Source organism: Amycolatopsis sp. NPDC003865 (assembly GCF_053605345.1).
The window spans coordinates 1-18974 of the sequence record NZ_JBSGJA010000002.1; the positions used below are offsets into that span (position 1 = coordinate 1).

The 18974-nt window shown below is 71.2% G+C and carries 16 protein-coding genes and 1 pseudogene; 6 read left to right on the forward strand and 11 right to left on the reverse strand.

Features of this window, described 5'->3' with window-relative positions; translation table 11 throughout:
* Together ACWEVP_RS04850 and ACWEVP_RS04855 are read right to left on the reverse strand one after the other, a co-directional pair.
* Positions 1-569, reverse strand: a pseudogene (locus ACWEVP_RS04850) (glycosyltransferase); the annotation flags it as partial.
* 8 nt (positions 570-577) lie between these two features.
* A complete protein-coding gene (locus ACWEVP_RS04855) occupies positions 578-1045 on the reverse strand; it encodes a GtrA family protein (protein WP_452061317.1) in 468 nt (155 codons plus the stop codon).
* A 125-nt stretch (positions 1046-1170) separates the two neighbouring features.
* Here ACWEVP_RS04855 and ACWEVP_RS04860 point away from each other — a divergent pair, with 125 nt between their 5' ends.
* The 4 genes from ACWEVP_RS04860 to ACWEVP_RS04875 all read left to right on the forward strand — a co-directional run bounded on the left by ACWEVP_RS04860 (position 1171) and on the right by ACWEVP_RS04875 (position 4673).
* Positions 1171-2544: an FAD-binding protein gene (locus ACWEVP_RS04860; protein WP_452061318.1), complete on the forward strand. Its 1374-nt coding sequence runs from the start codon at positions 1171-1173 to the stop codon at positions 2542-2544.
* Positions 2541-3296 (forward strand): decaprenylphospho-beta-D-erythro-pentofuranosid-2-ulose 2-reductase, encoded by a 756-nt coding sequence (locus ACWEVP_RS04865; protein ID WP_452061319.1) that lies wholly within the window; start codon positions 2541-2543, stop codon positions 3294-3296. The genes ACWEVP_RS04860 and ACWEVP_RS04865 overlap by 4 nt, the downstream gene beginning before the upstream one ends.
* 89 nt (positions 3297-3385) lie before the next feature.
* Positions 3386-4000 carry a VC0807 family protein gene (locus ACWEVP_RS04870; protein WP_452061320.1) on the forward strand — a complete coding sequence of 205 codons (615 nt, stop codon included), beginning with the start codon at positions 3386-3388 and terminating at the stop codon, positions 3998-4000.
* A gap of 52 nt (positions 4001-4052) precedes the next feature.
* Positions 4053-4673, forward strand: coding sequence for a VC0807 family protein (locus ACWEVP_RS04875; protein WP_452061321.1), 621 nt, complete (start codon positions 4053-4055; stop codon positions 4671-4673).
* Here the strand turns inward: ACWEVP_RS04875 and ACWEVP_RS04880 are convergent.
* From ACWEVP_RS04880 to glf, 5 genes are all read right to left on the reverse strand, one after another.
* Positions 4655-6172 (reverse strand): hypothetical protein, encoded by a 1518-nt coding sequence (locus ACWEVP_RS04880; RefSeq protein WP_452061322.1) that lies wholly within the window; start codon positions 6170-6172, stop codon positions 4655-4657. The genes ACWEVP_RS04875 and ACWEVP_RS04880 overlap by 19 nt on opposite strands.
* Before the next feature lie 71 nt (positions 6173-6243).
* Complete coding sequence (locus tag ACWEVP_RS04885) at positions 6244-6954, reverse strand: hypothetical protein (protein ID WP_452061323.1); 711 nt, start codon at positions 6952-6954, stop codon at positions 6244-6246.
* Between the two features lie 111 nt (positions 6955-7065).
* Positions 7066-8052 (reverse strand): decaprenyl-phosphate phosphoribosyltransferase, encoded by a 987-nt coding sequence (locus ACWEVP_RS04890; protein ID WP_452061324.1) that lies wholly within the window; start codon positions 8050-8052, stop codon positions 7066-7068.
* Positions 8049-8567: a phosphatase PAP2 family protein gene (locus ACWEVP_RS04895; RefSeq protein ID WP_452061325.1), complete on the reverse strand. Its 519-nt coding sequence runs from the start codon at positions 8565-8567 to the stop codon at positions 8049-8051. Before ACWEVP_RS04895 ends, ACWEVP_RS04890 begins: the two co-directional genes overlap by 4 nt.
* Positions 8560-9783, reverse strand: coding sequence for a UDP-galactopyranose mutase (glf, locus tag ACWEVP_RS04900; protein WP_452061326.1), 1224 nt, complete (start codon positions 9781-9783; stop codon positions 8560-8562). Before glf ends, ACWEVP_RS04895 begins: the two co-directional genes overlap by 8 nt.
* Positions 9784-9862: 79 nt before the next feature.
* Between glf and ACWEVP_RS04905 the strand changes: the two genes are divergently transcribed.
* Positions 9863-11872, forward strand: a complete 2010-nt coding sequence (locus ACWEVP_RS04905; RefSeq protein WP_452061327.1) for a DUF6541 family protein — start codon at positions 9863-9865, stop codon at positions 11870-11872.
* A 137-nt stretch (positions 11873-12009) separates the two neighbouring features.
* Here ACWEVP_RS04905 and ACWEVP_RS04910 read toward each other — a convergent pair whose 3' ends face one another.
* Positions 12010-12906, reverse strand: a complete 897-nt coding sequence (locus ACWEVP_RS04910; protein ID WP_452061328.1) for an LLM class flavin-dependent oxidoreductase — start codon at positions 12904-12906, stop codon at positions 12010-12012.
* A gap of 96 nt (positions 12907-13002) precedes the next feature.
* On the opposite strand from ACWEVP_RS04910, the gene ACWEVP_RS04915 reads away from it, so the two are divergent.
* On the forward strand, positions 13003-13800 hold the full coding sequence (locus ACWEVP_RS04915; protein ID WP_452061931.1) for an HAD family hydrolase: 798 nt from the start codon (positions 13003-13005) through the stop codon (positions 13798-13800).
* On the opposite strand, the gene ACWEVP_RS04920 is transcribed toward ACWEVP_RS04915, so the two are convergent.
* The 3 genes from ACWEVP_RS04920 to ACWEVP_RS04930 form a co-directional block, all read right to left on the reverse strand.
* Positions 13797-14525, reverse strand: coding sequence for a lysophospholipid acyltransferase family protein (locus ACWEVP_RS04920; protein WP_452061329.1), 729 nt, complete (start codon positions 14523-14525; stop codon positions 13797-13799). The genes ACWEVP_RS04915 and ACWEVP_RS04920 overlap by 4 nt on opposite strands.
* A 1166-nt stretch (positions 14526-15691) precedes the next feature.
* Entirely contained in the window at positions 15692-17278 is a 1587-nt protein-coding gene (wsfD, locus tag ACWEVP_RS04925; protein ID WP_452061330.1) for a glycan biosynthesis hexose transferase WsfD, read from the reverse strand.
* A complete protein-coding gene (locus ACWEVP_RS04930; RefSeq protein WP_452061331.1) occupies positions 17275-18933 on the reverse strand; it encodes a hypothetical protein in 1659 nt (552 codons plus the stop codon). The genes wsfD and ACWEVP_RS04930 overlap by 4 nt, the downstream gene beginning before the upstream one ends.
* Positions 18934-18974: the final 41 nt, after the last annotated feature.

Genomic DNA, 18974 nt, shown 5'->3' on the forward strand with positions numbered 1-18974 from the left:
GCACGGTTCATCGTGCAGATCGTCACCGCGGTCGGGCGGATCTTCTCCGGCGCCTCGACCGTCCAGCGGACCTGCTCCACCCGCAGCGTCTGGCCACCCTCGGTCTCCAGGTCCAGCCAGAGCGCGCCACCGTCGTAGAACTTGTCCAGCTTGCCGGTCAGGGTCACCTTGGCCTGCTTGGCGTCGGCGACCTGCTCGGCCGCCACCACCCGCGGCTCACCCTCGACGTCGGAGGCACCCATCGACAGCAGACCGGTACCGGTCACGACCGCCTCGACCGCCACCTCCGTCACCGTCGTCCACCGCTGCCAGTAACTGGCCGGGAACCGCCCGAAGTACGTGTTGCCGGACACCTTGGAGGCGGGCTCGAGGGTGATGACCGCACGCTCGCGCACGGCCGAACCCCACTCCAGCTCGGCGTAGAGGTCCTTGCTGACGATCGGCGCCGGACCGGCGTAGAGACCGCGCTGCGCCGTCAGGCGACCCTGCGGAGTGTGCTCGGTGAACCGCGTCTCGGCGGCCGCGCCGGCTTCGGTGGTCGGCGCCGGGGTGGCTGTTTTACCGGGCATTGAGTTCCTCAGTTCTCCTCGGTCGACGGCTCGCGGAACACGACCCACTTGAGCATCACGAAATTGATCACCGTGGCGGTGGCCTGCGACACGGCCCAGCACAGTGTGTGCTGCCAGGCGGACTCCGGCAGCACGTTCAGCATCAGCTGGTTCACCCCGACCGCGACGAAGAACGTCACGGTGTAGAGCAGGACGAACGAGCCGATCTGCGCCTTGCCGTCCTTGCGCCCGCCGGCGAACGTGAACTTCCGGTTCAGGAAGAACGCCGTGGTCGTGCCCACGATGAAACTGATAGCGCGGGCGATGTCGACCCACGGTGAAGCGGCCATCCCGGCCACCTGCGTCAGCAGGGTGTACGTGCCCAGGTCGACCAGGGCGCAGAAGCCCCCGATCAGGGCGAAGCGGATGAGCTGGCCCAGCAGTCCGGGGGAGGACTGAGCAGCCGTCACGTCGGCTTGCGGATCGGTCGCCACCACTGCATTACCTCGTTGCCTGAGTCATGGTCACCCGCGCGGGCGCTTGTGCCTTGATGCGCAAAGTGTAGAGACGGCCACTTCAGGGTCACGTCTCGGGCGCCGTTCGGCGTGGCTACCCTGGTCGGGTGACCCAATCCCCCGAGACACAGCGTCGCACGCTTTCCGGCTGGGGACGCACCGCGCCGACCGTCGCCGACGTCCTGAGCACGCCGGACGTCGAGACCATCGCCAAGGCCGTGCGCCAGGCCGGCGAACGCGGCGTCATCGCGCGTGGCCTCGGCCGGTCCTACGGCGACCCCGCGCAGAACGCGGGCGGCCTCGTCATCGACATGACCGCGCTCGACCGGATCCACTCGATCGACCCGGACTCGGGTCTCGTGGACCTCGACGCCGGCGTCAGCCTCGACAAGCTGATGCGCGAGGCGCTGCCCTACGGCCTGTGGGTCCCGGTGCTGCCGGGCACCCGGCAGGTGACGATCGGCGGCGCGATCGCCAACGACATCCACGGCAAGAACCACCACAGCGCGGGCAGCTTCGGCAACCACGTCGTGTCGATGGACCTGCTGACCGCCGACGGCCAGGTGCGCACGCTCACCCCGGAGGGCCCCGAATCGGAGCTGTTCTGGGCGACCGTCGCGGGCATCGGGCTGACCGGGATCATCGTCCGGGCCATCGTCCGGATGAAGAAGACCGAGACCGCGTACTTCATCGTGGACGCCGACCGCACGGCGAACCTCGACGAGACGCTCGGCCTGTTCACCGACGGCTCGGACCTGACCTACGACTACTCGATGTCGGTGCCGGACCTGATCTCCTCCGACCACCGCCTCGGCCGGGCGACGTTCTCGCGGGGCTCGCTGGCGAAGCTCGACCAGCTGCCGCCGAAGCTGCGGTCCGAGCCGCTCAAGTTCGACGCGCCGCAGCTGGCGACCCTGCCGGACGTCTTCCCGAACGGCCTGGGCAACAAGCTCACCTTCGGGCTCATCAACGAGCTGTGGCAGAAGACCGTGCCCAAGAAGGGCGCGCGCGGCAAGATCCAGAACCTGACGCAGTTCTACCACCCGCTGGACATGCTCAGCGAGTGGAACCGCGCCTACGGCTCCAAGGGCTTCCTGCAGTACCAGTTCTCGGTGCCGTTCGGCGCGGAGGACCAGCTCAAGGCCATCTGCCGGCGGATCGCGACCTCGGGCCACTACTCGTTCCTCAACGTGTTCAAGCGCATGGGCGACGCCAACCCGGCGCCGATGTCGTGGCCGTCGCCGGGCTGGATGCTCAGCGTCGACTTCCCGATCAAGGACGGCCTGAGCCGGTTCTGCCTGGAGCTCGACGACGCCGTGCTCGCGGCGGGTGGCCGGCTGTACACGGCGAAGGACTCGCGGACCTCCGCGGAGACGTTCGCGAAGATGTACCCGCGGCTCGAAGAGTGGCGCAAGATCCGCGCTTCCGTTGACCCCGAAGGCGTTTTCGCCTCTGACATGAGCCGGAGGCTCGAACTGTGATCGACGCGGTGGGCAACCCCCAGTCCCTGCTCCTGCTCGGCGGCACGTCCGACATCGCGCTGGCGATCGCCGAGAAGTACCTGGCCGAGAAGCCGCTGCGGGTCGTGCTCGCGGCGCGTCCGTCGCCGCGGCTCGACGCGGCCGCGCAGCGCCTGAAGGACCGCGGCGCCGAGGTGTCCACTGTGGACTTCGACGCCAAGGACACGGCGTCGCACCCCACGGTGCTGGCCAAGGCGTTCGAGGGCGGCGACATCGACGTGGCGGTCGTCGCGTTCGGCCTGCTCGGTGACCCCGAAGAGGTCTGGCAGGACCACGCGAAGGCCGTCGAGCTGGCCACGGTGAACTACACCGCCGCGGTGTCGGTCGGCGTCGCGCTGTCGGAGAAGCTCAAGGCTCAGGGCCACGGCACAGTGATCGCGCTGTCGTCGGTGGCCGGTGAGCGCGTCCGGCGGTCCAACTTCGTGTACGGCTCGACGAAGGCCGGTTTCGACGGCTTCTACCTGGGCCTCGGCGAGGCGCTCGCCCCACACGGCGTGCAGGTGACAGTCGTCCGCCCGGGCCACGTCAAGACGAAGATGACCGAGGGCCTGAAGGACGCTCCCCTGGCGCAGACGGCCGAGCAGGTCGCCGAGACCGCGGTCACCGCCGCGCGCGCGGGCAAGGACCTGGTGTGGGCGCCGGCGCAGTTCCGGCTGGTGATGTCGGCGCTGCGGCACGTCCCGCGGCCGATCTTCCGCAAGCTCCCGATCTGACGTCTCCACCCCGGGGTTGACCCCGGGTTCCATCCGGGCCCGGCCCGCACGCCGATGTGCGCACCAGGTGGTCGAAACAGACTGTCGTCATGGTGAACACGACGAGCGACCGCGGTGGGCTGACGATGCTGCTCCGCGACGTCGCCCTCCCGATGGCCCTGTACTACGTCCTGCGCTCCTTCGAGGTCGACGCGCTGTGGGCGCTGCTGGTCAGCGCCGTGCCGCCGGTGCTGCGGACCGGGTACGTCCTGGTGCGGCACCGGCGGATCGACCCGGTCAGCGCGTTCGTGCTGGCCGTGCTGCTCGTCAACGCCGCGGTGGCGGTGTTCTCCGGTGACGCCCGGCTGCTGCTCGTCCGCAGCGCGTGGCTCACGCTGCCGCTCGGCGCGGTCATGCTGGCCAGCCTGGTCGTCGGGCGGCGGCCGCTGCTGTTCCGGGCGGTGTGCGCGCTCCAGCCCGCGCGCGCCGGGTCCCTCGATCGGCTGTGGGGCGTTTCCCGGGCGTTCCGGGAGCGGTGGCGCTCGGCGACGCTGTGGTGGGGCGCCGGGTGCCTGCTGCTGGGGTGCGCGGTCGTCGTGATGGCGTTCACGCTGCCGGTGGACGTCGTGCCCTTCCTCGACAGCGTGCTGACCGTGGGCAGCGTGCTCCTCGGCGTGAAGCTGACCCGGCAACGGCTGGGCATCAACCGGACGGTGGATGCGTGACGAGCCGGCTCGACGATGCCGGCGGCCGCCCTCGTCACCGATGCTCGGAGGCATGCTCGGCACGCTGCTCTGCGACCTCGCCGCCCCGGTCGGCGGCTACTACCTGCTGCGCGCGTTCGACGTCGCGCCGGTCTGGGCGCTGACGCTGAGCGGCCTCCCGCCGGCGCTGCGGGTGCTGTACCTGGCCGCGCGGCACCGCCGGGTCGACGGCATGGGCGTCTTCGTGCTGCTGATCGTGGCGGTGGGCCTGGCGACGACGCTGCTGACCGGCGACGCGCGGCTGCAGCTGGTCCGCGGCGCGTGGTTCAGCGTGCTGATCGGCGGGTGGATGCTCGCGAGCCTGTGGATCGGCCGCCGCCCGACGACGTACCAGGCCACGCTGGCCCTGCTGCCCGGCCGGGCGGCGGCGCTGGAGGCCCGCTGGGCGGACACGGCGTCGTTCCGGCGGGTCTGGCGGGTGCTGGCGGTCGTGTGGGGTGTCGGCGGGCTGCTGCACAGCGCGGGCAGCATCGTCATGGCGTACACGCTGCCCGTGGACGTGGTGCCGGGCCTCGACACGGCGTTGTCGATCGGGAGCTTCGTGCTGCTCCAGGTCGTCACACAGGTGCTGCTCGCCCGCGAGGGCACGCTCAACCGGGTGTTCCGCGGCCGGGATCAGCTGCCCGCCGCGTGAGCGGGCATCAGGTACAGGTTCTGGACGCCCATCCACGGGGAGTCGATCCGCCAGCTCGCCAGCGCCGTCGGGGGTGGGGTGCGCCGGGTCGTGGCCAGGACCAGGTCCGGGCTGATCGGCGCGACGCTGTGGTCGAAGTTGTGGAAGTTGGCCTCCAGCAGCGCACGGCCGAGGTCGCCGCTGCGGCGCTTCGTCTCGCTGATCGCGGGGTCGACCGCGCCGCGGTCGGAGAACTCGTCCACCAGCTCGCAGTCGCACGCGTACGCCAGCGCGCCCACCTCGCCGGCCGTCTCCACCGTGCGGCCGTGGGCGATCGCGGCCAGCTGGCGGCCGATCTCGCGGTACTCCGTCGTCGACGCGTGGTTGCTGGTGATCGGCGCGAACTGGCGGGGCAGGCCCGGCAGCGCGTACGCCGCGACGCTCGCCGCGAGGACCACCCCCGCGGCCGTCCACGTTCCGCGGCGGACGCGGTCCGGCACCGCGCTCGCGCACGCCGCCAGGAAGATCGTCGCGCCGATGATGCTCGGCGCGTAGTACCAGTGGTACGGCGGGACGCCGAGGCGGCTGTAGGCCAGGTAGTGCAGGGCGCTCGCGACGGCCAGTGCCGCGAACGGCGTCAGGCGGCGGGCCACCTCGGAACCGCGGCGGTACTGGACGATCCAGACGACGCCGGCCAGGCCCGCGAGCGGCAGCGGCAGGAACGACAGCGCCGCCTCGGCCGGGAAGTTGCGCCAGTACAGGAGCGGGCCGTTGGTGAAGCTGAACGGGCCCCAGGACTGCTGGCTGATCTTGATGACCAGCGTGTCCGGCACGGCCGAGCCGAGCACGACCCAGCTGAACGCGAACCACGGCAGCGTCACGGCGAAGGTGGCGAACGCCGTCCGCCAGATGCCGGCCCAGAACTCGCGGCGGGCCGCGAACACCACCGCCGCGATCAGCAGCAGGTCGATCCGGACGAGCGCGAGCAGCCCGATCACGACGCCGAGGCGGCCGGCCTTGCGCTCGCCCGCGTAGACCAGCGTCCAGACGACACCGGTGGCGCCGAGCGCGACCTCCAGCCCGACCGACGACAGCAGCAGCGGGTTGAGCAGCAGCAACGCGAACGCCACGGGCGTGAACGCCGCCGGCAGCCCGGCCCGCTCGCCCAGCCGGCGCAGGCCGAGGACGAGCAGCACCTGGGCGGCGACGAACACGATCCCGGCGGCCAGCACGGCGTCGCGGACGACGAAGGTGACCGCGGCCAGGGCCAGGACGTTCAGCGGGGACGTCGCGGTGTTCGCCGTCCCCTGCTCGATCAGGCCCCAGTGGCCGTGGAAGGCGAGGTTCTTCGCGTAGGACAGCGTGATGTAGGTGTCATCGATGAGATGGCTGCTGACCAGGGCGAACATCAGCGCGGAGGCCGCCGCGGCACCGGCCGGGAGGGCCCACGAGCGGGCAAGGGGGACGACCGCCGGCAGCGCACCGGCGGCCTCGGGGAGTTCTGCGGAGGCGCTTCGCATCCCGGACACCGTACCTCGCCCGTGATGCTTCTGTGATCTGAGCGGGGTACGGGTGGCTCAGCCCACAGCGGTCAAATGCCGTTGCCGCCGCCGGAATTGCCCGAGTTGCCGGAATTTCCGCCGCCGCGGCCCGGGAAGCCGCGGCCGTCCGGGCCCTGGTTGGGGCCGCCGTACTGGCGGTGGATGCCGGGGTGGCCGTTGCGCGGACCGCCGTGGTGGGTCGCGGCGGCGATCCCGCCGACGATGCCCCCGCCGATCAGCAGGCCGAGGACGCCGACGCCGACGAGCTGGGTGGCGCGGTGGCCGACGAACCGCCGGAAGCCGCCGGGCTGCCGAGGGGCGGCAGCCGGCGGTGGGCCCCAGGCGCCGTAGGCCTGGCCGGGGCCGGGCTGGGAGAGCTGCGGGGTGGGCGGCGGCTGCTGCCCGTGGGCCGCGGTCTGGTCGCCCGCCTGCGCTGCGTTGGGCAGGGCGGTGGTTCCGGCAGGCGGCTGCGCGGCGGGCTCGCCCTGGGCGGCGTTCGGCAAAGCGGTGGTCGCGGCCGGCCGGCCCGGCGCGGCGGTGGGCGCCGCCTGAGTCGCGGGCTCCTGGCCCGGCGCGGCGGTGGGCGCCGCCTGAGTCGCAGGCTCCTGGCCCGGCGCGGCGCTCGGCAAAGCAGTCGTCTCGCCAGGCTCCGGCGCGACCGGTTGCTGTGCCGTCGGCTGGTCGGCCGCGGACTGCGCCGTGGGCTGCTCGACGGTCGGCTTCTCGGTCCCCTCCGGGACTTCGCGCGGCTGGTCGTTCATCGTCGCTCCTGTGGTCACGGGGACGGGCGCAGTGCCCGCCCCCCACCACCTCAGGGTGCGCCGCTCAGCTGTGCGTCAGCTGAAACGAACCTGTCGATCCGCCATGAGAGCTCACAGGTAGAACGCCAGGAACAGCGTGATCACCCAGCTCGCGCCGAGCACCTGCAGGATGCGGTCCTTGAGCGCGATCTCCTCGGGCTCGCCCGCGATGCCGCCGTCGACGTCGACCGCGTAGCGCAGGACCGCCACCAGGAACGGGACCATCGAGATGAGCGCCCACACCGAGTTGTGCTCGGTCTGGCGGATCTCGAACGCCCACAAGCAGTACGACATGATCAGGATCGCCGCCGACGTCGCCCAGACGAACCGCAGGTAGCTGGCCGAATACTTCTTCAGCGACGAGCGGATCTTCGCGCCGGTGCGCTCGAACAGCATGATCTCCGCGTAGCGCTTGCCGGCGACCATGAACAGCGAGCCGAACGCCGTGACCAGCAGGAACCACTGCGAAAGGGCGATACCGCCCGCGACGCCGCCCGCGATCGAGCGCATCAGGAAGCCGGAGCCGACGATGGCCAGGTCGACCACCGGCTGGTGCTTCAGGCCGAAGCAGTAGCCGAGCTGGACGGCCTCGTAGACGCCCAGCACCACGGCCAGCTGCCAGCTCGCCCCGAACGACACGGCGAGGCCGGCCAGGAAGAACACGACCGCGGCCCCGTACGCGACGGGGACCGGCACGATGCCGGCCGCGATCGGCCGGTTGCGCTTGGTCGGGTGGGCCCGGTCGGCCTCGACGTCGATGGCGTCGTTGATCAGGTAGACCGAGCTCGCTGTCAGCGAAAAGGCCACGAAGGCGATGATCGCGTCGATCAGGAGACCGGTGCGGTCGGTCGACTTCGAGAACGCGAAGAACGGGGCCGCGAAGACCAGGACGTTCTTCACCCACTGCCGGGGCCGCGCCGTCTTGATGACGCCGCCCACCAGGCCGAACGGGCCGCGCGAAGCGGTCTCCGTTGTCGCCTCCGCCGTCACCGGTGTCTCCGGTGCCTCAGGAGTCACGGCCGCTTCGTCGCTGTTGCGCTGCTCGGTCGTTTCGCTCATGGATTCTTCTTCAGCTTCCGTCGTATCAGACCACCGACGAGCCCCCCGAGAGCTGCACCGGCCAGAACGTCTGTCGGATAGTGAACGCCGAGCACGAGCCTCGAGGCCAGCATCGGCGGTACCAGGGCGGGCACCAGGTTACGCCCGGTCAATCCGGAGTAGAGCACCGCCGCCGCCGTCGTGGACGTCGCGTGCGACGACGGGAAGCTCAGCTTGCTCGGCGTGCCGACCAGTACCTCCACGCTCGGGTGGTCCGGTCGGGGCCGCCTGACCACGCGTTTCACCGCGATCGACGCGGCGTGCGCACCCACCACACCGGCCGAGGCGACGAGCCAGTCCTTGCGCCGCTTCTTGTCGACCACGGCCCCGAGAAGACCCAGGCCGAACCAGCCGATGGCGTGCTCACCGAAGTGGGACATGCCGCGCGCAGCCTTAACCGAAGCTTCACTCTTCAGAAAGCCCTGGGCCTTCGCCAGGACCGCGACCTCACCCGCCGGGGTGCCCTTCTCAAGCATCGAGGGACCCGTCGAGCGGCGCGCCGTCGGTCAGGTGCGGGGCGATCTTGTTGTCGAACGCCGACAGCGCCGAGCCGATGGCCATGTGCATGTCGAGGTACTTGTACGTGCCCAGCCGGCCGCCGAACAGCACGTTCTTCTCGCGTGCCTCGGTCTTGGCCAGCTCCCGGTAGGCCTCGAGCTTCTCGCGGTTGTCCGGGGTGTTGATCGGGTAGTACGGCTCGTCCTCCTCGCCCGCGAAGCGGGAGTACTCGCGGAAGATGACCGTCTTGTCCTTGGGGTAGTCCCGCTCCGGGTGGAAGTGCCGGAACTCGATGATCCGGGTGTAGGGGACTTCCTGGTCGTTGTAGTTGACGACCGAGGTGCCCTGGAAGTCGCCGGTCTGCGCGACCTCGGACTCGAAGTCGACGGTGCGCCAGGTGAACCGGCCCGCCGAGTAGCCGAAGTAGCGGTCCAGCGGCCCGGTGTAGACGGTCGGGGTGCCCGCCGGGATGTGCTCGCGGACGTCGAAGTAGTCGACGTTCAGCCGGATCTCGATGTTCTCGTGCTCGGCCATCTTCTCGAGCCACGCGGTGTACCCGTTGACGGGCAGGCCCTCGTAGGTGTCGTTGAAGTACCGGTTGTCGAAGTTGTAGCGGACCGGCAGGCGGGTGATGATGTTCTCGCCCAGGTTCTTGGGGTCGTTCTCCCACTGCTTCGCGGTGTAACCCTTGATGAACGCCTCGTAGAGGGGACGGCCGATCAGCGAGATCGCCTTCTCCTCGAGGTTCTGCGCGTTGGCGGTCTCGAACTCCGACGACTGCTTCGCGATCAGCTCGCGGGCCTCGTCCGGGGTGTGCGACTTGCCGAAGAACTGGTTGATCAGGGCCAGGTTCATCGGGAACGAGTAGACCTGGTCCTTGACCCGGGCGAACACGCGGTGCTGGTAGTTCGTGAACTCGGTGAAGCGGTTCACGTACTCCCAGACGCGCTTGTTCGACGTGTGGAACAGGTGCGCGCCGTACTTGTGCACCTCGATCCCGGTCTCCGGGTCCGGCTCCGAGTAGGCGTTGCCGCCGATGTGGCTACGCCGTTCGAGGACGAGGACCTTCTTGCCCAGCTCGGCCGCGGCCCGTTCGGCGACGGTCAGACCGAAGAAACCGGACCCGACGACGACGAGGTCGTAACCTGCGAAATCGTCTTCAGTAATCTGTGCGGGGTTCGTGTGCGCGCTCACGGGCGTCGAGGGTACGGGGGTCGCTGACCCGGGCCGCACCCGACTATCACATTTCGGCTTACGACACACCTGGAAAGCAGTGCCTGCACCCGAGGACTTCTGGAGCTACTTCGCCGCGGTGGCCACCTACCTGGCCGTACTCGCGGTGCCCGGCGGCGTCGTCGGATGGGCCGCCGGGGTCCGCGGCTGGGCCCTGGCCGGGCTCGCGCCGCTGCTCAGCTACGCCATCACCGGCCTGGCCGGCCCGTGGCTCGCCATCGCGCACGTACCGTACAGCCCGCTCAGCGTCGCCGCGGTCACGCTGCTGCTCGCCGGCGCGCTCTACGGCCTCCGCCGGCTGGCGGTCGCCCGTGGCTGGATGGCACCCGGCGCCGAAGAGCCGCCGACGCCGTGGACGCGCCGGGCGCACCTGGCCGTTGGCGCGTGCGTGGCGGTCGCCACGGCCGTGTCGATCGCCGTCGTGGTCACCGGCCGGGGCGGGACGACCGCGGTGTTCCAGCGCTGGGACACCGTCTTCCACGCGAACGGCATCCGCTACATCGCCGAGACCGGCGACGGCTCGCTGACCGGCATGGGCACCATCAACTGGTACCCGGACGGCTCCTTCTACCCGAACGCCTACCACCTGGTCGGCGCGCTGGTCTACCAGCTGTCGGGCACCTCGGTCCCGGTGACGCTGAACGCCGTCACGATGCCGATCGCCGGGGTGTTCGCGCTGGCCATGGTCGCGCTGGTGCGCCAGCTCGGCGGCCGCGCGGTGTTCGGCGGCAGCGTGGCGCTGGTCGCCGGCGGCGCGACGACCGGGGCGTACGAGTCGGTGTCGAGCGGGCTGCTGCCGTTCGCGCTCGGGATCGTGCTGACGCCGCTGGCGGTGGTCGCCCTGCAGCGGTTCGTCGTGCGGCCGGGCGTCGACACCGGCGCGGTGCTGGCGCTGAGCGCGACCGGCCTGCTCGCCGCGCACTCGAGCGCGCTGTTCGGGGCGCTGCTGTTCGCGTTCCCGCTGGTCGTGCAGCGCTGGTACCGGGCGGTGCGGGGCAAGCGCCTCGACGGGGTCGCGCCCGGGAAGGCGGCCTGGCGGGTCGTCGGCGGCGACGTCCTGCGGATGGTGCCGGTGATGCTGGCGGCCGGGCTGCTGTCCGCGCCGATGATCCTCGGCGCGATCACGTTCACGTCCGGGTCGTACCCGTACCACGCCTGGGGCTCGCACATGCCGGTGTGGAAGGCGCTGGCCATGCTGGCGACCTTCAAGCAGGTGCTGCCGGTCCCCCAGATCTGGCTGACGGTGTTCCTCGCGATCGGCGTGCTGACGCTGCTCGCGCTGCGGCGGATGCGCTGGGTGGTGCTCTCGGCGCTCGGGCTGTCCGCCCTGTTCGTGGTCGTCGCGTGCTTCGGCGGCGAAGACTGGGTGATCACGCTGTCGCGGCCCTGGTGGAACGACCGGTTCCGGCTGATGGCGCTGGCCGCGATCCCGATGTGCCTGCTCGCCGCGCACGGCATGAGCGAAGCCCAGCGCTGGGTGGCGAAGCTGGCGAGCGGCCGCGCCTGGGTGCGCGCGCGGCCGTGGCTGACCGGCCGGGTCGGGCTGGCGACGGCGGTGCTGCTGGTCGTGGCCATGGGCGTGCTGACCGGCGGGTTCTACCGCGCGGCCAACGCCAAGACGGTGTCGCTGCTCTACTACAACGGCCTGCCCGGCGAGGTGGTCCCGCCGGTCAGCCAGGACGAGATCGACGCGATGGAACACCTCGGCACGCTGGGGATCCCGGCCGACCAGAAGGTGCTCAACGACCGCATGGACGGCACGGCCTGGATGTACGCGCTGACCGGCGTGCACCCGGTGGCCGGCCACTACGACGCGGGCGTCGCTCCCCCGGACGCGCTCTACCTGGCGATGCACTTCGGCGACTACGACAGCGACCCGCAGGTCCGCGCGGCGACTCGGCGGCTGAACATCCACTACGTGCTGGTGGGCAGCGGCACCATCCGCCGGGACACGCCGATCGCCCCGGGCCTGCGTCACCTGGACGGCCACGACTTCGTCAAGGAGATCTACCGGAACCCCGGCGCGGTCATCTACCAGCTGGTCAAATGACAAAGCCCTCGTGGCCGCGGCGCCCCGTGCCGCGGCCACGAGGGCCCTCCGTCCCCCAACCACCCCCGGGGTGATCTCTGGCGTCTGCACTCATGGACGCCTCAGGGACGGCAATCGGTTTCCCGGCTAGCAGAATGTCACCCGTTCGGAGCAGCGTGCAGCTCCGGCAAGACATCGCCGGCGACCTGTTCCAGCACCGCCTCGCGGCCTTCGTAGGGCGACGACGACCGCGGCCAGTGCGCGATGACGTCGGTGAAGCCCAGCTCGCCCGCGCGGCCCGCCGCGTCGCGGAACGCCTCCACGCTGCTCAGCGAGAACACCGGCGACGCGTCCAGGCTCAGGTGGCGCTGGATGCTCGCCCGTTCGCGGCCCGCGGCGTCGAGGCGCTCGTCGAAGACGTCGGTGAGCTGCTTGATGCCGGCCCACCACTCGTCCTCGGTCTTGCCGCCCCGGCCCGTGGTGACCCAGCCCGCGCCGAAGCGCGCGGCCAGCGTCATCGTGCGGGGGCCGTTCGCCGCGACCACGAACGGCAGCCGCGGGCGCTGGACGGTGCCCGGCAGGTTGCGGGCCTCGCGGGCGCGGTAGTACTCGCCGTCGAAGTCGAACTTGTCGGTCATCAGCAGGCCGTCGAGCGCCTCGACGAACTCGGTGAACCGGTCGGCGCGCTGCTTGGCCGTCAGCTCGGGGGCGCCGAGCACCGCGCCGTCGTAGTGCTGGTGGTCGACGCCCGCGCCGACGCCCAGGACGAACCGGCCGTCGGAGATGTCGTCGAGGGTGGTCAGCTCGCGCATGAACGGCACCGGGTGCCGGGCGACCGGGGACGCCACGAACGTGCCCAGCCGGATCCGGGAGGTCACCATCGCGGCCGCGGTCAGGGTCGGGACGGCGGAGAACCACGGGCCGTCGACGAGGTTTCTCCAGCCCAGGTGGTCGTACGTCCACGCGTGGTCGAAGCCGTACTCCTCGGCCGCGCGCCACTTCGGCTCGGCGGCCCACCAACGATCTTCAGGGAGAATGACGATGCCTACTCGCACAGGTCCGGACCGTATCGGTAACCACCGACAATCGCTCGGACGGGGACGAGGCCACCCGAACGTGTCAGGGACAATGGCGGGGTGGAGAGACCCCAGTTGATCGCGTCCGACGTCGACGGCACCCTGCTCGGCCCCTCCGAATCGCTCAGCGCCCGCACCATCGCGACCGTCCGCCGGGCGATCGAGGCGGGCGTCCCGTTCGTGCTGGCCAGCGGCCGTCCGCCGCGGTGGATCGCGCCCGTCGCCAAGCCGCTGGAGCTGACCGGGTACGCCGTGTGCGCGAACGGCGCCGTCCTGTACGACTGCGGCCGCGAGGAGGTCGTCGCGGTGCACGGCCTGCTCAAGCCGGAACTGCTCCACGACATCGCGCACGCGCTCGACAAGGCCGTGCCCGGCTGCCGGCTGGCCGCCGAGCGCGTCAGCACCGACGCCGACCACGAGATGCGCAGCTTCGTGATCGAGCCGAAGTACCACAACCCGTGGGGCGACGGCGAAGGCCGCACCGCGCCGCGCGCCGAAGTGCTGGGGCACCCGGCGATCAAGCTGCTGGTCAGCCACATCGGGATGTCGTCGGAAGAGATGGCGGACGCGGTGAACGCGCTGTTCGACCGCGAGGTCGACGTCACCTACTCGTCCTCGGGCGGGCTGGTGGAGCTGTCCGCGCACGGCATCACCAAGGCGACCGGCCTGGCCGACGTCGCCGAGCGGCTGGGCGTCGAGCGGGAGCGGGTGATCGCCTTCGGCGACATGCCCAACGACGTCGAAATGCTCCGCTGGGCCGGCCACGGCGTCGCGATGGAGAACGGGCACCCGCTGGTCATGGACGTGGCCGACGAGGTCACCGGCCCGGCCGGTGAGGACGGCGTCGCGCAGGTCCTGGAGCGGTGGTTCTAGCGGCGGTCCAGCTCGGCCGCTTCCTCCGGTGTCGGCGCGGTGCCGCCCAGGTGGGCGGGCAGCCACCAGCGTTCCTCGTCGGAAGCGGGCTGGTCCGGGTACTCGGCCTGGGCCCGGTCGAGCAGCGCGCTCATCCGGGTGCGCAGCTCCTTCGTGACGACGTCCCAGTCGTCGCCCTTGGCCGGGTGCATCGGCTCGCCGATGAGGATCGAGATCGGCACGTGCCGCCGGGTCAGGTCCTTCGGCCTGCCCTTCGTCCAGAGCCGCTGGGTGCCCCAGAGCGCCATCGGGACGACCGGGACGTCGGCCGCCGCGGCCATCCGGACCGCGCCCGACTTGATGTCCTTGACGGTGAAAGATCGGCTGATCGTCGCTTCGGGGAAGACCCCGACGACCTCGCCTGCCTGCAGCTTCGCGAGCGCCTCGCGGTAGGAGGCGAGGCCCGCGTCGCGGTCGACGGAGATGTGGTGCATGCCACGCATCAGCGGCCCGGCGATCTTGTTGTCGAAGATCTCCTTCTTCGCCATGAACCGCGTCAGCCGCTTGGCCGGGCGCGCGCCGAGGCCGCAGAAGATGAAGTCCAGGTAGCTCACGTGGTTGCAGGCGATGACCGCGCCGCCGCGGCGCGGGATGTGCTCCGCGCCCTCGACCCGGATGCGGTTGTCCAGTACCCGGAACATCGTCCGGGCGGCGGCGATCACGGGCGGGTACACGAAGTCGGCCATCGCTCAAGGTTACGGGACCGTAGGTTCTTGACCGCCGTTCAGCGGCGAAGGCCACAAACCGGGCGAAGCTCACGTCGATCGAACGACCACTAGGCTTCCGGCGTGGGGACAGTGATCGAATCGCCTGTGCGACGAGCCGGCCACCGAGTCGCGGTGTACCTGGGCCTGGCCACGGTGACACTGCTCAACCTCATCTCCTACGCCCCTGTGCAGCCGAACGCGCACGAGAAGGCGTGGGGCGACGCCGCCGAGTACTACGCGATGTCGGTGCGGACCGGCGCCCAGGTCGACAACCCGTTCGCCCTGCGGATGCTCAGCCCGTGGCTGGTCCACACCGTCAACCGGTTCACCGGCATCTCGCTGGACTCGGTGTGGCTGGCGTTCACGTTCGTGCTGGTCCTGGCCGCGGCGATCGTCTTCTTCGAGTTCCTCTGGGTCCGCCTGGACCTGCGGCTGTACACCTCGTCGCTCGCCGCGGTCGCCCTGGCCTGCACGTTCTGGTACGCGCCGTACGCGTTCAGCAACCCGTACCTGGTCGACCCGCTGAACAACCTGCTCTACCTGCTCGCGCTGTGGCTGCTGTTCGACCGGCGGCTGATCTGGTTCGCGCTGGTGATCGTCATCGGCTCGATCAACAAGGAGACGACGCTGCTGCTCGCGCCGCTCTACCCGCTGGCGGCGTGGACGCGGTCGCGGTCGCTGCGGGACAAGCAGGTCATCGGTGGGCTGGTCGCCGTGGTCGTGGCGGGCGTTCTGTACTTCGCGTTCCGGCTGTGGGCCCAGGCGCTGATCGGCGGCGACTACGGGTTCGGGGCCGGCCAGGCCAACAGCGGCCTGCTGGGCAACATCCGGTTCGCGCTGTCGTCGAACAAGGGCGTCGACCAGGCGGCGCTGTACAGCACGTTCGGCTTCTTCTGGCTGATCTTCGCCTACGGCCTCTACCGCGAGTTCCGGCGCGAAGGCAGCCGGAGCCTGCTGCTGGTGTCGAGCGTCTGGCTGGGGCTGTGCTGCCTGGCCGGGCGGCTGGTCGCCACGGACACCCAGCGCGTCTTCGTGATGCTCGCGCCGCTGGTCATCGGGCTGGTCGCGGTCCAGCTCGACCGGCACCGCGGGGAAGCCCGGCGCCTCTGGGTCGGCGTGGTGTTCTTCCTCTACCTGGCGGTGAACTACAAGCTGGCGTCGTCGTCGACGATCTTCCTGGTCGGGCTGGCCGGGCTGCTCGTGTTCGTGCTGCTCGAGGTGCCGCCGTTCTGGCCGAAGCCGTCGCCGCGGCCGGTCTCGCCGGCCGACGACGGCCCCCCGACCGAGGAGTTCCTCCCCCACCGGGGTTCCCTCGACCGCGACTGAGGCAGCGCCGCCAGGACCAGCGCGAGCAGGAGCGTGAACAGCGCGACGGACTGGTGCTTGACGCCCTCGATGCCGTCGCCGAGGGCCGCGGTGCCGAACTGCGTCAGCGAGACGGCGAGCAGGAACGCCAGCACGACCCCGACCGGGCCGCGACGCTGGAGCCACGCTCTGACCAGCACGAACAGCCAGATCGGCCCGAGCGCGAACAGGCCCAGCGGGCTGAGCAGGCCGGTCAGCCACGACACGACCGGCACCCGGTACTCCTGCGCGTGCGGCGCGAAGCCGGCCTCCTGGTCGAAGCTGCCGAGGTAGCCCGGGCGGGCGGTGAGCTGGTCGGTCGCGGCCCGGTCCAGCACTTCGAGCGTCCGGCCGGGGTGGCTCGCGAAGTAGCCGAGGACGTTCTCGCGGGTCATCTTGTCGCGGTAGCTCGGGTAGCGCGGGTCCATCGTCGCCGGGTGGGGGTGCCACCAGCCGTTGCCCGCGTACTGGGCGAACGACGGCGGCAGACCGAGTGCGGCCAGATCGGCCTGGGTGTCGTGCCTGCCGTCGACGATGTTCAGGAAGATCGAGTTGAACATGTTGATCTCGCGCGAGTCGTCGCCCGGGAACGCGGAGTACGTGCCGTCGGGCGCGAGAGCGGGCTCGACGCTCTGCTGCGCGAACAGCGTCACGGCGCCGAGGCCCCCGATGACCAGTGCCGCGGCCGCCCACCGCTTCGCCCCGCGCAGCGCGCCCGGCCGGACCAGCAGCACCGCGAGCGCGAGGATCGGCAAGATGATCAGCGTCTGGACCTTGGCGTTGACCGCCAGGACGCCACCGGCGAACGTCACCGCCATGCCCGCGTAGCTCCACCGGCCCTCGCGTGCGGTCAGCAGCAGGCCACCGGCGATCAGCAGCAGGCCGAGGAAGGCCGCGCCTTCGCCGAGGATCGCCGCGAAGTAGCCGAAGAACGCCGAATCGGCGACGACCAGCAGGAGCCCGGCGGCCACGGCCAGCCGCACGCGGCGGGGGTACGGCAGGCCGAGCACGATCGCGGTGATCGCCGCGGCGGCGATGGTGCTGCTCAGCAGGCCCAGCACGACCAGGCTCAGCGTCGCCGGGAACCCGGCCAGCCGGGCGAGCCCGACGGACGCCTCCGCGAGCCAGCTCTGCGTCAGCAAGTAGGTGGGCCGGCACGGCGGCGCGCCCGGCGCGACGGTGTAGGCGAGGTGGACGAACGGCTCGGGCAGGCCCTTCCACGTGATCCCGGCACCGCAGAGCACGCGGCCGCCGTCGCCGTTGTTCGACATCGCGATCGGCCGCGGCACCAGGAACCGGACGACGAAGAGCAGGAGCGACGCCCCGAAGACCCCGATCCCGAGCCGGGCTTCGGCACCCAGCCGCGCTTTCGGGACGTCGAGCTTCACGAAGGACAGGGTACGTAGCGGAAGTCCGGGCCCCGGTCGAGGTCCGTGACCACGGCTTTCGCCTCCTCCGCGCGCGGGTAGACCGACACCCAGTAGGGCGTGCCGACGCGGCGGAAGGTGGCGACCTGGTACTTGCCCGCGTAGACCGGGTCGATCACGCAGTGCTGGCGGTCGGCGTAGCCGCTGTCGGCGGGCACCGCGACGGTCGGTCGGCGGGCGTTGACGACGTAGTCGTAGTCCGTGGCGACGCCGCCGTCGTGCCGGCCTTCGCGGGCGATGTGGTCGTCGGTGCGGCCGAGGACGTCGACGATGAGCAGCTGGCCGCCGTGCGCGGCGAGCGCGCCGGGCGCGGCGGCGCTGACGACCGACCCGGGCGGCAGGTACTCGCCGAGCCAGCCGCCGATCTCGGTGAGTTCGGTGCCGTGCGCGCGCCAGTCGCGGACGCGGTCGAGCATCTCGGGGCTGAACACGGAGACGAGCACCGCGATCCCGGCCAGCCCGCAGGCGGTCACCGGCACCAGCCGCGTCGCGGCGGGCCAGGTCCTCGGCCGCGGCGACGGCTTCGCCTCGACGTCCACGGTCAGCACGCCGTAGGTGGCGACGCTCGCGACGGCGATCAGCGGCGGTATCGGGGCCAGCAGCCGCCACGAGGGGCCGGGGTCGCCGCCGATCAGCACCGCGGCGGCCGCGAGCCCGAGCGCCGTCACGAACAACAGCCAGATGAGGGTGCGAGCCTCAGGGGCGTCGGTGCGCCGCAACAGGAGCGCGACCGCTGAAACCAGACCGAGCAGGAGGAAACCCTGGTGCGCCAGGGCGAACCCGGACAGGTACGGCCAGCCGGCGGCGACCTGCGCTCCGAGCGGGCCGCCGAGCTTCGCGGCCAGCGGCGCGGGCAGGAAGTGCTCGTAGAACGTCGCCCGCCAGGCCAGCCGCGGGATCAGGAACACGAGCGCGCCCAGCACGTACCCCACCGGCGCCCACCAGCTGTGCTTCTTCCTCAGCGCGGCCCCGGCCAGCCAGAGCAAGCCGAGCACGCCGGCCACCAGGCCTTCCGGGCTGGTCATCACGGCGAACGCGACGAGCACGCCGGCGACCACCGGACGGCGCGCCGCCAGCGAGTAGCAGACGGCGAGCAACAGCAGGACGAACAGCGGGACCTCGGAGCCGGACGGCCCGTAGGCGGCGAGGCCGCCGGCGCAGGCGGTGAGCACCGCGGCGGCGACGCCGATCGCCGGCCGCGGTTCGGCGCCGGCGGGGGCGGCCGCCGCGACGATCCGGTTGACCAGGAAGCAGGACAGCAGGACGCAGCCGAGCGCGGCGACGACCCCGAACACGACGGCGACCGTGCGGACGTCGGCGCCGAACGCGGCTCGCGGCAAGGCGATCAGGACCAGCCAGAGGAAGTTCGTGTAGCCCTCGACGCGTTCGCCCGGGTTGAACACCGGGCCGTTCCCCTCGGCGATGTTCTGGGCGTACCGGAAGGACACGAGCGCGTCCTCGGTGACGGTCGCGAACAGCAGCTGGTGCAGCAGCGAAAGGCCGAGGGTGAGAGCGAGGACGAAGCCGCGCCAGCCGCGGTCGGTGTCGAGGCGTCCCCAGGTCAGCACCACGATCGCGGCGAGGACCAGCCACGCAACCACGACCGCGTAGACCACCCGGCCCCCTCGTGAAGATCGCTCCGCCCGGCGTCAGTCAA

What these genes read in the sequence shown, in the direction of transcription:
- ACWEVP_RS04890 (WP_452061324.1), bottom strand. Translation starts at nt 8,052, where the DNA reads ATGAGCGAAACGACCGAGCAGCGCAACAGCGACGAAGCGGCCGTGACT.
- ACWEVP_RS04885 (WP_452061323.1), bottom strand. Translation starts at nt 6,954, where the DNA reads ATGAACGACCAGCCGCGCGAAGTCCCGGAGGGGACCGAGAAGCCGACC.
- ACWEVP_RS04895 (WP_452061325.1), bottom strand. Translation starts at nt 8,567, where the DNA reads ATGCTTGAGAAGGGCACCCCGGCGGGTGAGGTCGCGGTCCTGGCGAAG.
- ACWEVP_RS04870 (WP_452061320.1), top strand. Translation starts at nt 3,386, where the DNA reads ATGGTGAACACGACGAGCGACCGCGGTGGGCTGACGATGCTGCTCCGC.
- ACWEVP_RS04880 (WP_452061322.1), bottom strand. Translation starts at nt 6,172, where the DNA reads ATGCGAAGCGCCTCCGCAGAACTCCCCGAGGCCGCCGGTGCGCTGCCG.
- ACWEVP_RS04875 (WP_452061321.1), top strand. Translation starts at nt 4,053, where the DNA reads ATGCTCGGCACGCTGCTCTGCGACCTCGCCGCCCCGGTCGGCGGCTAC.
- ACWEVP_RS04920 (WP_452061329.1), bottom strand. Translation starts at nt 14,525, where the DNA reads ATGGCCGACTTCGTGTACCCGCCCGTGATCGCCGCCGCCCGGACGATG.